The sequence below is a fragment of the Pseudoalteromonas sp. S1650 genome (assembly GCF_005887195.1).
Lineage (GTDB): Bacteria > Pseudomonadota > Gammaproteobacteria > Enterobacterales > Alteromonadaceae > Pseudoalteromonas > Pseudoalteromonas simplex.
Map to the genome: position 1 here is coordinate 1 of NZ_PNDF01000096.1, position 12,986 is coordinate 12,986.

Below are 12,986 nucleotides of genomic sequence, written 5' to 3' on the forward strand. Positions count from 1 at the left end.
ACCATGCTCAATGAATTCTGAATTTGATACCTTTCGATATCGAATTGACTATATAGTCACTCAGTTACATTTGAGACTCTAAATTTGTTTGCGTCACTTAGTAAACTAAGCTTCGCTGTTAGAACTCAATCTGTACGAGTGCCCACACAGATGATTGCTTTATATTGTTAAAGAACGTTGCGACGTTGTCGCTAGGGATGCGTATAATACATCCTTAATTTTTCGAGTCAACACTTAATTTTAAACTTTCTTTTTAGACCGTTTTAAACCGAAGTTTTACTTAACTCTGTGTCACTTTGTTCAGCGCTTTTCATTGCTGCCCGCCGTGTCAGTGGATGCGCATTATAGGGATGCGAAGAATTAACGCAAGCACTTTTTGAAGGTTTTTTTGATTATTTTCGAATTAGTACAATAACCATACAAATAAAGGGCTACAGAGGGGTTTTAGCTCAAAAAGCAGTCATTTTTGTGAGGATAAAATGGCATAGAAAAAGCGACATACATTCAATTAGCTATGTCGCTTTTTATTTTTATAAGGCGGATTAGTTAGTAGAAATTTCCCAAACAGCGATTGAACCCGAAATTTCATTACCAACAACTAGCAATGCTTCATTCGTTGCACTTTGTTCTGCAGGTATAAATGTCATACCTTCAGGAGCAAGATCACCTGTTATATCTGCATCAGCTTCTAGGCCACGATTAAAAAAGTAATCTTGGAATGTCACATTGTATGGATTAGTAATATCAAACACCATAATGCCACCCATACGCTCTAACCCGATAAATGCAAATGTACGTTCGCCAATCGTACCCAGTGCTAACGCTTCTGGTTCTGCACCTTTGTCATCAGAGCGACTATCACCGTCATTTTCATCTTCGTTATTATTGAATGCTGCTCCGTGAACTGATGCAGTAATACGTGAGATTTGATCGCCCGAGTCAAAAACCACCATGCCGTTACTATCCCAGATAGTAAAAGAGCGGGCACCATATGCATAGAGTGATTCATATTCGCCATTATTATCTTCATCACCTTTAACAGTGGTCACTTTTAAACGGCCAATATCACTGTTGTCATTGTTCAGGTAATCAAAATTGCTTGCCAGTGTTAAGTCTTTAGCTCTGGTTTCATCTATATATGATAAACAACCATCATCTTCATCGTAATCTAGACCACCTTTTGCTAAACAATCAGCTTCGTCGGTTGTATCAAAGAAGTATTCTCGTGCATCACCTTCGTTCGCTGTGACAATAAAGTTAGCACCTTTCCAAGTAAAGCTTGAAATCGTATCTGGTTGATACATGCCATAGAGGCCAGGGTACGATTTAAAGTTAACGCCACCGTCTTTATCAGATGCATCAAAAAGTAAATTAGACCAATCTTTAAAACCTAATCCTTTAAGCTCGAGGCTATTATCTTCAAGATTGACGATAGCAAGGGCGTTATTTTCTTGCAGTGTAACGTAGGCAAACTTATTGTCTTTTGAAATGCTGATGTATTCAGGTTCTAAATCCATTGCTACGGTTGTATTAATCAAGTTACCGTTGATTGTTCGACCTGTCGGGTTAGCAAATACAATCCCAAGTTCTTCAAGCTCTGCTTGTTTGTCGTTATAAGCAGAAAAAGTAATGCTAATAGCAGTATCTGCAATTACACCATCATTAATATTAATAATGCTGATAGAGCCTTCTGGGTCAATGCTGTAATCACCATTGGGTTCGCCTTCATTTGCAACCAATACTTTATTGCCATCATGGCTAAAAGTAACCATGTCGGGCAGGGCGCCTACAGATACATTTTTAATAAACTGAGGCTCGTCGCCACTAATATCATAAAATGCGATTAAACCTGCATCACCTGTATTACTAGCTGCCATTGCAACGGCTAAAAGTTCATTATTAGCATCAATAGCGATACTGTTTGCATCACCCACACTGTGCTCATTAAGTGCAAGGGTAATCTCTGAGGTTAAATTAGTGCCGTTTATAACCCCTTCGTTATTTTTAACTAAAGCTGCACGGTCAAAGCTATCGGCTTTCATGATATTAACTACCGCAGAATCACCGGAACTATTGATAGCAAATATTCGTTGTTTAGATGCTTGGTAAGCAACAATTTCCGCAGCACCTTCAGGGCTTTCTGCGTTCAGCACTGCACGGCCGATAAGATTTATAGTTAAAGCAGCGTTTGCATCTGTACCATTTGCTCCGTCAGTTCCGTTTGCACCATCGGTTCCGTTTGCACCATCGGTGCCATTTACCCCATCAGTTCCATTAGTACCATTTTGACCTGCAGGACCTTGTTCACCTTGTAGGCCGTCTTTGCCGTCGTCACCGTCTAATGAGCAGCCAGAAAGAATGGTTAAAAGTGATAGCGCAATAATTGATCTTTTTAACATTATTATTTTTCCTTGGAGTTGTATTGAGGCAATTACAACACGCAGGCATTACAACTATATGGCACTTTTATGAGAACAAAATTTAGTCATAAAAAAGCGAGTATAAACTCGCTTTTTATTTATAAATTAGTAGGGTAGCTCATTACTTTTTAGTTGGGCGCTTCCAACCAGTAAGGTTACGTTGTTTACCACGAGCGACTGCAAGCTGATCATCTTCAACAGTATTAGTGATAACAGAGCCTGCGCCAATCGTTGCCATTGAGCCAATATTAACAGGGGCCACCAGTGATGAATTAGAACCGATAAAGGCGTTATCTCCAATAATGGTTTTTGATTTATTTACGCCATCATAGTTACAAGTAATAGTCCCTGCGCCAATATTAACTTTTTCGCCAACTTCAGTGTCGCCTAAGTAGGTTAGGTGGTTTGCTTTTGAGCCTTTGCCTAAGCGAGTCTTTTTCATCTCAACGAAGTTACCAATGTGCGAGTCTTCTTCCATAATCGCACCAGGGCGAAGGCGGGCATATGGGCCTAAAGTGCATTTAGCAGCAACACTGGCTTCTTCAACAAGTGAGTTAGCTTTAATAACAACGTTATCGCCGATAGTACAATCTTTAAGTACGCAATTTGGGCCAATTTGTACGTTATTACCAAGCGTTACTTTACCTTCGAAAATAACATTAACGTCGATCAGTACGTCTTCGCCAGTCGTTACTTCACCACGTACATCAATACGAGCAGGATCAGCAAGTGTTGCGCCGTTTAGCATTAGCTCTTCTGCTTGCCATGCTTGGTATGCACGTTCAAGCGCTGAAAGTTGTACGCGATTATTAGCACCTTCAACTTCCATCGGATGCTCAGGCTGTGCAGAAGTAATTTCAACACCTTCACTGTGTGCCATAGCAACAATATCTGTTAGGTAGTATTCACCTTGGGCATTGTTGTTAGATAAGTTACCTAACCAACGTTTAAGTAGCGCTCCATTAGCAGCCATAATACCAGTATTGATTTCTTTAATCGCAAGTTGCTCAGGTGAAGCATCTTTTTGTTCGATAATACCTACTAGCTTGCCATTTTCACGGATCATCCGGCCATAACCTGATGGGTCATCTAAGGTAACCGTTAATACTGCTAAGCCTTTTTCTGGAGTCGCAGCAAGTAGCTTTTCTAAGGTCGTGCGTTTTGTTAGTGGCACATCACCATAGAGAATTAATACGGTGTCATCATCGGCAATGTGTTCTTTAGCAACAGCAACAGCATGACCCGTACCGAGTTGTTCTTCTTGTAATACCCAGTTTACTTGGTTGTGCGATAGGGCTTCTTGAAGCTGATCACGGCCATGACCGTAAACAAGATTTGTTTCACGAGCACCAAGGGCAGTGGCATTATCGATAACGTGCTGAACCATTGGTTTACCAGCAACTTTGTGTAATACCTTAGGTAGAGCAGAGCGCATACGGGTGCCTTTACCCGCAGCAAGAATAACGGTAGTCAGAGACATTAAAACAATATCCTTCTTTCTTTGTTTTAGGTGTGCAATATTTTGTGAGTTCTGGGAAACATACAAAGTTGTGTAAGTCACATCATGTGTAAATACGCAATCCTAATGCATTGGACTGAACCTTGAATGAAACAGCTATTCACTAATAATTTACACTATTGTAGCGAGCTTTGATGAAGGATATAAGTATAAATATAAAGTAGGGTGCTAAACGGTGAATTTTAGGCACAAAAAAGCCCACGTTAAGTGGGCTTTTCGAAAACCGAGTAGGCTTACTTTTTACGTAATTGTTGAATTACGCGAAGTTGAGCGATTGCTTCAGCAAGTTGCACTGCAGCTTGTTGATAATCTAACTCAGCAGTTGACGTATTCGCCATTTGCTCTTCAGCATCACGTTTAGCTTTTTCAGCCGCTTGCTCGTCTAGGTCTTCACCACGTACTGCAGTATCTGCAAGAATCGTGATGCGATCCGGTTGAACTTCTAGCGTGCCGCCAGCAATATACATCACGTCTTCGTGACCAAATTGCTTAACTAAACGTACCATACCAGGTTTTAGGGCAGTTAATAATGGAGCGTGACCATAGTTAACACCAAGGTCACCTTCACTACCACTCACTTGAATCGATTCAACCAGACCAGAGAACAAGCTCTCTTCTGCGCTTACTACGTCAAGATGTACAGTCATAGCCGCCATACTACCCTCCTAATTACATGCTTTTGGCTTTTTCTTGAGCTTCTTCAATAGAGCCAACCATGTAGAACGCTTGCTCTGGCATATCATCAAACTCACCGTTTAAGATACCTTTGAAGCCAGCAATTGTGTCTTTAAGTGACACGTATTTACCAGGCGCGCCTGTGAATACTTCAGCAACGAAGAACGGCTGAGATAGGAAACGCTGGATTTTACGTGCACGAGATACAACTTGCTTATCTTCGTCAGAAAGCTCGTCCATACCTAGGATTGCGATGATGTCTTTAAGTTCTTTATAACGTTGAAGAACTGTTTGAACGCCACGCGCAGTATCGTAGTGCTCTTGACCGATTACTAGTGGGTCAAGTTGACGTGAAGATGAATCAAGTGGGTCTACCGCAGGGTAGATACCAAGTGAAGCGATATCACGAGAAAGTACTACTGTTGCATCTAAGTGAGCAAACGTTGTTGCTGGAGATGGGTCAGTTAAGTCATCCGCAGGTACGTATACCGCTTGGATTGAAGTGATTGAACCCGTCTTAGTAGATGCGATACGCTCTTGAAGTACACCCATTTCTTCAGCAAGAGTTGGTTGGTAACCTACTGCTGAAGGCATACGACCTAGAAGTGCTGATACCTCTGTACCCGCTAGAGTATAACGGTAGATGTTATCAACGAAGAAAAGTACGTCACGACCTTCGTCACGGAACTTCTCAGCCATAGTAAGACCAGTTAACGCTACGCGTAAACGGTTACCCGGTGGCTCATTCATTTGACCGTATACTAGAGATACTTTGTCTAGTACGTTTGAGTCGTTCATCTCATGGTAGAAGTCATTACCCTCACGAGTACGCTCACCAACACCTGCGAATACTGAGTAACCGCTGTGCTCGATTGCGATGTTACGGATAAGTTCCATCATGTTTACGGTTTTACCAACACCGGCACCACCGAATAGACCAACTTTACCACCTTTAGCGAATGGACATACAAGGTCGATTACCTTGATACCAGTCTCTAAAAGTTCTACTGAACTTGATTGTTCTTCATAAGAAGGTGCTGCACGGTGAATAGACATACGCTCTTCTTCACCAATTGGACCAGCTTCATCAATAGGGTTACCTAATACGTCCATGATACGACCTAGTGTCTTCGTACCTACTGGAACGTGGATTGGCTGACCTGTACCTTCTACTGCAGTACCACGACGTAAACCGTCAGTAGTACCAAGTGCGATACCACGTACCACACCGCCACCTAGCTGTTGTTGAACTTCTAAAGTTAAACCAGCTAAGTCGCCATCTGTTACTTTTAGTGCGTCATATACGGCTGGCACGTTGTCTTGTGGAAATTCGATATCCACAACGGCGCCGATAATTTGGACGACCTTACCTAAACTCATGTCTATTCCTCTCATTAAACTTTGCCGAAGCGTTAAACTGCTGCCGAACCGCCAACAATCTCACTAATTTCTTGTGTGATTGCAGCTTGACGAGCCTTGTTATAAACAAGCTGTAACTCATCCATAAGGTCGCCTGCGTTATCAGTTGCAGCTTTCATTGCAACCATACGGGCAGCCTGTTCAGAGGCAGCGTTCTCAACTACACCTTGGTATACTTGAGACTCAATAAAGCGTACTAACAGAGCTTCTAAAATTGCTTCTGGGTTTGGCTCATATAAGTAATCCCAAGAATGTTGAGATACTTCTTCTTCAGCTTTTGGCAAAGGGAGTAACTGATCGATTGTTGGCTCTTGCTTCATAGTATTAACGAACTTGTTAAATACTACGTATAAGCGGTCAATTTTACCTTCAGAGTATGCATCTAGCATTGTCTTTACAGGACCAATAACGTCTTGTAGTGAAGGTGTATCTCCTAAGTTCGCTTTTTTAGCGACTAACTTACCGCCAAAACGTTGGAAAAAGCCAGCTGCTTTGCTACCTAAAGTAGTAAACTCAGCTTCAACGCCTTTTTCTTTCCACGCTTTAACATCTAGGGCAACTTTTTTGAACTCGTTTGAGTTCAAGCCACCACATAGACCACGGTCAGTAGAGATAACAATATAACCAACTCGTTTTACTTCACGCTCTTCTAAGAAAGGGTGAGTAAAATCAAGATTTGCTTGAGCAACACGACCAATCACTTGGCGTAAGTTTTCAGCGTATGGACGGCTTGACGCCACACGTTCCTGCGCTTTTTTCATTTTAGACGCAGCAACCATTTCCATTGCGCTGGTGATCTTTTGAGTATTCTTGATACTCCCGATCTTGCTTTTAATCTCTTTTCCGCTGGCCATGACTCTCTCTCCGAATCAGGTGGGCTTTAGTTGCCTAAAGCTCACCATTCATAACTAAATTACCAAGTTTGCGTCGACTTGAACTTCTCTAGAAGTTCTTTAAGTTGAGCTTCAATCTCAGCGTTGTAGTTACCAGTTTCATTGATTTGAGCCATTAGCTCTGCGTATGTGCTGTTTGCATAAGAAATTAGGCCAGCTTCGAAATCCATGATTTTCGCGATTTCGATGTCTTTAAGGTAGCCTTTTTCAGCAGCAAATAGCGACAGAGACATTTCAGCAACAGACATTGGTGCGTACTGTTTCTGCTTCATTAGCTCTGTTACGCGCTCACCATGCTCTAATTGAGCACGTGTTGCATCGTCAAGGTCAGACGCGAACTGCGAGAACGCAGCTAATTCACGGTACTGAGCTAACGCTAGACGGATACCACCACCTAGTTTCTTAACGATTTTAGTTTGCGCTGCACCACCAACACGAGATACCGAGATACCAGCGTTAACAGCTGGACGGATACCTGAGTTGAATAAGTCAGTTTCTAAGAAGATCTGACCATCGGTGATAGAGATAACGTTTGTCGGTACGAACGCAGAAACGTCGCCGCCTTGAGTTTCAATGATTGGCAATGCCGTCAATGAACCTGTTTTACCTTTCACTTCACCATTAGTGAACTTCTCAACGTAATCAGCGTTTACACGTGATGCACGCTCTAGAAGACGTGAGTGAAGGTAGAATACGTCACCTGGGTATGCTTCACGGCCTGGTGGACGCTTAAGTAGTAATGAGATTTGACGGTAAGCAACAGCTTGCTTAGATAAATCATCATATACGATTAGCGCGTCTTCACCACGGTCACGGAAGTATTCACCCATAGTACAACCAGAAAATGGTGCTAGGTACTGAAGTGCCGCAGATTCAGAAGCAGATGCAACAACAACAATCGTGTTTTCTAATGCACCGTGCTCTTCTAATTTACGTACTACGTTAGCGATAGTAGATGCTTTTTGACCAACTGCAACGTACACACACTTAACGCCTGTACCTTTTTGGTTGATGATAGCATCGATTGCTAATGCAGTTTTACCAGTTTGGCGGTCACCGATCACAAGCTCACGTTGACCACGACCTACTGGGATCATCGCATCGATAGATTTATAACCAGTTTGTACTGGCTCATCTACTGATTGACGTTCGATAACGCCTGGTGCGATTTTCTCAACAGGTTCAAAACCGTCGTTATCTAAAGCGCCTTTACCGTCGATAGGTGCACCTAGTGTGTTAACAACACGACCAAGTAGACCACGACCAACAGGAACCTCTAGGATACGACCAGTTGATTTAACTTTTACGCCTTCTTTAAGGTCAGCGTAAGGACCCATTACTACAGCACCTACTGAGTCACGCTCAAGGTTTAGTGCGATAGCATAACGGTTGCCAGGAAGCTCAATCATCTCACCTTGCATACAGTCAGCAAGACCGTGGATGCGGATGATACCGTCAGTAACAGATACGATAGTACCTTCGTTACGAGCTTCACTTACAACTTCGAACTGCTCAATACGTTGTTTGATCAGATCTGAAATTTCAGTGGAATTAAGTTGCATGCTCTTTTTCCCAATTACGATTGTAGTGATGTAGCTAAGCGGGCTAATTTGCCACGTACTGAGCCGTCGATTACAGTGTCACCCGCCTTAATGATAAGACCGCCAACAACTGTAGTATCTTCACTACAATTCAGCTTAACTTTGCGTGCGAAACGTTTTTCAAGTGCCGCTACCAATGTTGCTTGCTGCTCAGCAGCAAGCGGTGTTGCAGAAATCACGTCAACGTCGATTTCTTTGTCGTAGTCCGCTTTAAATTCAGCGAATAACTCAGCAACAGCAGGCAGTGCAACTAAACGTCCATTTTCAGCCATCACCTTGATTAGGTTCTGACCTTGTTCGTTGAGCTGCTCTGCACAGATCTTGATAAACAGATCTGCTTGTTCAGTAGCAGTAGGCAATCCAGCTAGCGCGGCAGCGGCTTGCTCGTTGCTGGCAACGTGGCCAGCAAAGAACAGCATGTCGTTCCAACTTTCAACAGTGCCTTTTTCAACGGCAAGTTCAAAAGCCGCTTTAGCGTATGGGCGAGCGATAGTAGCCAATTCAGACATGCTCATACCCTCCTAATTACAGCTCAGCGACAAGTTTTTCAACGATGTCACTGTGTGCGGCTTGATTGATTTCGCGCTCTAAAATCTTCTCAGCACCAACCACTGCCAGCGTCGCTACTTGTTTACGTAGTTCTTCTGTTACACGGTTACGCTCTGCTTCGATTTCAGAGTGCCCTTGAGCAATAATTTTTTCACGCTCTTGTTGACCACGAACAGTTTCTTCGTCAACGATTAGCGTGGCACGCTTTTTAGCTTGTTCAATGATATCAGCCGCTTGAGCTTTTGCCTCTTTAAGCTGCTCAGCAGCTTTCTTTTGCGCAAGTTCTAAGTCTTTTTCGGCTCTATCAGAGGCAGCTAAACCATCTTCGATTTTCTTCTGGCGAGCTTCAATTGCACCATTTAGTGGTGGCCATACGTATTTCATACAGAAAAGTACGAAAACCGTAAATGCAATTAATTCACCGATAAGAGTGGCTGTTAAGTTCACGACCGCTCCTCCTTAAAATAGTAAGCTGTTCAAAAAATAATATTAAAGTACGAACAACAATACCATTGCGATACCAACACCGATCATAGCTACGGCATCGATTAGACCAGCAAGGATGAACATCTTAACTTGTAATGAAGGTGCAAGCTCAGGTTGACGAGCACAAGCTTCTAGGAATTTACCACCCATGTTACCGAAGCCGATAGCAGTACCGATTGCACCGAAGCCGATAAGTAGAGCAACAGCGATGTACTTAAGACCAATCATTAGTTCCATTTTTTTCTCCAAAGTTTCAATTGTAAATTAAAGTTAAAATTTAAAAGTGTAAAAAATTAGTGATTATCTGAGCTTGCCATGCTTAGGTATACGATTGTAAGCATCATGAATACGAATGCTTGCAGTACGATTACTAAGATGTGGAATACAGCCCAAATAAAGTGCAACGGTAGTTGCATTAAACCAACTGCGCCGATCAAGATGAAAATCAACTCACCAGCATATAAGTTACCGAATAAACGCAGTGCTAACGAGAACGGCTTAGCAACTAAAGCGATTGTTTCTAGTAATAAGTTACATGGGATTAAGAACACCATCGCTAGCTTGTTATTAGAGCTAAACGGGTGAAGGGTTAATTCAGCTAAGAATCCGCCAATCCCTTTGATTTTGATTGCGTAACCGATCATCAGAATGAATACACCAATAGCAAGTGCAGCAGTCATGTTGATGTCTGTTGTAGGTACAATCTTCATGTAAACATCGTGAGAATCCATACCAAATGCTTGCTCGCCAACGAAGCCAGCGAATGCAGGTAGGAAATCAACCGGAATCAAGTCCATTAAGTTCATTAAGAACACCCAAACGAAAATCGTTAGAGCTAATGGAGCGATTAATGCGCTTTTACCGTGGTATGTGTCACGTACGTTGTCGCCAACGAACTCAACGATCATTTCAATGAAACACTGAAATTTACCAGGTACACCGGTATTTGCTTTCTTAGCGGCACTACGGAAGATCCATAAAAATACAAGACCTAGACCGATTGACCATGCGAGGGTATCTATATTCCATGTCCAGAAACCACTGTCTGCACACGCTTTGTTGAAGGCAAGACCAGCGTCGGTCGAGCACATCTTAGCGTTAGTTAAGTGGTGCTGAATATGGCTTGATAGAGTTACTTCTTCTGCAGCCATGTTATATCCCAAAAGTTAATGATTAAAAAAAACGGGCGCAAACAATCCGCTAAATAACACCAATACATAAACACAGAAAAACGGTAATAAAACGACCGTATAAGACTTCAGTATCAGTGCAAACAAAACGATTGTTAGCATAAATTTTAATCCGTTGCCGCGCTTTAGCGAGGCATACACTTGATTTACTCGACTTGCACCCATATAACGGAATGCATAGACAGCAAATACAAAATTAGGGAGTAGTGCAACAGCTCCGCCAGCAAGCGCTGACTGGCCGGCATTGACTCCCCAACCTATAAAAACAATTACTGCAGCGATTAATGCTACGATACCCTGAAGACAAATTAATTTAAATGCGGCAAGCCTATACGGCCTTGCTAACCTATTAGTCACGTTTTGTTAACCTTTAGAACGTTAAATTGTCAGGGTATGAAAACTGGCGAAATTATACTGATTCCTACCAGTTTTGCAACTTGAGTCGACCCTTTGTAGTGCAAAAACACCACAAATGTCTCTTTTTGGACATGTTATTAATTAATGACGGGAATAGTCTTAATTTATACGGCTTAAAATGCCATCCAACTCATCAAGAGTTGTATAAGAGATAACCAGTTTGCCTTTGCCTTTTTTATTGTAGTTTATTTCTACTTTAGCGCCTAAATTTTCAGCAAGTTTTTGTTCTAACTGTTTGACATCCGGATCTTTTTCTTGCACTTCTTTTTTCGGAGCAGGTTCTAAGATAGACCGAACTAATTTCTCAGTTTCACGAACAGTCAACGCTTTAGCAACCGCTAATCTAGCAGCATCTGACTGCGCTTCGCCTTCAAGTGCCAATAAACAGCGTGCATGGCCCATTTCGATGTCGCCATGTTCTAACAAGATTTTAACATCTTCATTAAGGTTATTTAGACGTAGTAAATTAGTCACAGTCGTACGCGATTTACCTACAGCTTCGGCGACTTGTTGATGAGTGAGTTCAAATTCGTTAAGTAAACGATTCAATGCAATCGCTTCTTCCATCGCGTTTAGGTCTTCACGTTGGATATTTTCAATCAATGCGATTGCAACGGCTGCTTCATCTGGCACATCTTTGATGATACATGGAACAGCATCTAATTTTGCAAGTTGAGCAGCACGCCAACGACGCTCACCAGCAATAATTTCATATTTGTCTGCACCAATTTGGCGCACAACAATTGGCTGAATGATGCCTTGAGCACGAATTGAGCTGGCTAACTCTTCTAGCGCTTCTTCAGACATGTCTTTACGCGGTTGATATTTACCCGATTGTAAAAACTCAATCGCTAATTTTTGCAGCTCACCTTTGCTTTGCTCGGCAACGACCTCAGAGACTTGCTCTGGTGTTGCTGTCGCTTGTTGCTGATTATTTGCACTTGGGGCAGGTTTTGATGAACTTAATAAAGCGTCGAGTCCTCGGCCTAAACCGCGTTTTTTAGCAGACATGTTATTTTTTTACCTCGAAGTTAGGCTACTGCTGAAGATGTTTTCTCTTTTCTACGTAACATTTCGCCGGCTAGGGCTAAGTAAGCTTTAGCACCACTTGATGCACGGTCATAATACATGGCAGGGGCACCAAAACTCGGCGCTTCTGCTAAACGGACATTACGTGGGATAACGGTACGATATACTTTATCGCCAAAATGTTGTTTGAGTTGTTCTGATACATCATTTGCAAGGCGATTGCGCGGATCATACATGGTGCGCAAAATCCCTTCAATTGTTAACGCTGGATTTACTAGCTTAGATAGCTGCGTAATGGTATCCATTAATGCCGTTAAACCTTCAAGGGCATAATACTCACATTGCATCGGAACTAAAATCGAATCTGCGGCAGCCATGGCATTAACAGTAAGCATGTTAAGTGAAGGCGGGCAGTCGATAAAAATGAAATCGTATTGGTCTTGAATTTGTTCAAGCGCATTACGTAAACGCACTTCACGAGCAAACAATTCCATTAGTTTAACTTCAGCGGCAGTCACATCGCCATTAGCAGCAATTAAGTGATACTCACCTGAGGTTTCTTTATTGATCACTTCATCGATTGGTGTTTCTTCAATCAATAAATCGTAAATAGTCGCAACATCACCGTATTTATCGACACCACTACCCATGGTAGCGTTTCCTTGCGGATCAAGATCGATTAATAACACTTTACGCTTCGTCGCGGCCATCGATGCCGCGAGATTCACAGCGGTGGTTGTTTTACCAACACCACCTTTTTGGTTTGCTAATGCGATGACTTTTGCCAC

13 protein-coding genes are annotated in these 12,986 nt (G+C 42.3%); all 13 read right to left on the bottom strand.

Annotated elements, in window-relative coordinates:
- Positions 1-542: 542 nt before the first annotated feature.
- Complete coding sequence (locus CWB80_RS20640) at positions 543-2,399, bottom strand: choice-of-anchor I family protein (protein ID WP_138602138.1); 1,857 nt, start codon at positions 2,397-2,399, stop codon at positions 543-545.
- Between the two features lie 142 nt (positions 2,400-2,541).
- Complete coding sequence (glmU, locus tag CWB80_RS20645) at positions 2,542-3,900, bottom strand: bifunctional UDP-N-acetylglucosamine diphosphorylase/glucosamine-1-phosphate N-acetyltransferase GlmU (RefSeq protein ID WP_138602140.1); 1,359 nt, start codon at positions 3,898-3,900, stop codon at positions 2,542-2,544.
- A gap of 272 nt (positions 3,901-4,172) precedes the next feature.
- Complete coding sequence (locus CWB80_RS20650) at positions 4,173-4,595, bottom strand: F0F1 ATP synthase subunit epsilon (protein ID WP_054554812.1); 423 nt, start codon at positions 4,593-4,595, stop codon at positions 4,173-4,175.
- A 13-nt stretch (positions 4,596-4,608) separates the two neighbouring features.
- The gene (gene atpD, locus CWB80_RS20655) at positions 4,609-5,994 is read right to left on the bottom strand and encodes a F0F1 ATP synthase subunit beta (protein WP_054554811.1); all 1,386 of its coding nucleotides are present in this window, start codon (positions 5,992-5,994) and stop codon (positions 4,609-4,611) included.
- A gap of 32 nt (positions 5,995-6,026) precedes the next feature.
- The gene (atpG, locus tag CWB80_RS20660) at positions 6,027-6,887 is read right to left on the bottom strand and encodes a F0F1 ATP synthase subunit gamma (RefSeq protein ID WP_054554810.1); all 861 of its coding nucleotides are present in this window, start codon (positions 6,885-6,887) and stop codon (positions 6,027-6,029) included.
- Between the two features lie 59 nt (positions 6,888-6,946).
- Positions 6,947-8,488 carry a F0F1 ATP synthase subunit alpha gene (gene atpA / locus CWB80_RS20665; RefSeq protein ID WP_054554809.1) on the bottom strand — a complete coding sequence of 514 codons (1,542 nt, stop codon included), beginning with the start codon at positions 8,486-8,488 and terminating at the stop codon, positions 6,947-6,949.
- A 14-nt stretch (positions 8,489-8,502) separates the two neighbouring features.
- Positions 8,503-9,036 (bottom strand): F0F1 ATP synthase subunit delta, encoded by a 534-nt coding sequence (gene atpH / locus CWB80_RS20670; protein WP_054554808.1) that lies wholly within the window; start codon positions 9,034-9,036, stop codon positions 8,503-8,505.
- A gap of 16 nt (positions 9,037-9,052) precedes the next feature.
- Complete coding sequence (atpF, locus tag CWB80_RS20675; protein ID WP_054554807.1) at positions 9,053-9,523, bottom strand: F0F1 ATP synthase subunit B; 471 nt, start codon at positions 9,521-9,523, stop codon at positions 9,053-9,055.
- A 42-nt stretch (positions 9,524-9,565) separates the two neighbouring features.
- Complete coding sequence (atpE, locus tag CWB80_RS20680; RefSeq protein ID WP_010561330.1) at positions 9,566-9,799, bottom strand: F0F1 ATP synthase subunit C; 234 nt, start codon at positions 9,797-9,799, stop codon at positions 9,566-9,568.
- Between the two features lie 56 nt (positions 9,800-9,855).
- A complete protein-coding gene (gene atpB, locus CWB80_RS20685) occupies positions 9,856-10,713 on the bottom strand; it encodes a F0F1 ATP synthase subunit A (protein WP_054554806.1) in 858 nt (285 codons plus the stop codon).
- 15 nt (positions 10,714-10,728) lie between these two features.
- Complete coding sequence (locus CWB80_RS20690) at positions 10,729-11,109, bottom strand: ATP synthase subunit I (protein ID WP_054554805.1); 381 nt, start codon at positions 11,107-11,109, stop codon at positions 10,729-10,731.
- 159 nt (positions 11,110-11,268) lie between these two features.
- Positions 11,269-12,180, bottom strand: a complete 912-nt coding sequence (locus CWB80_RS20695) for a ParB/RepB/Spo0J family partition protein (protein ID WP_054554804.1) — start codon at positions 12,178-12,180, stop codon at positions 11,269-11,271.
- Between the two features lie 20 nt (positions 12,181-12,200).
- Complete coding sequence (locus CWB80_RS20700) at positions 12,201-12,986, bottom strand: ParA family protein (RefSeq protein WP_054554803.1); 786 nt, start codon at positions 12,984-12,986, stop codon at positions 12,201-12,203.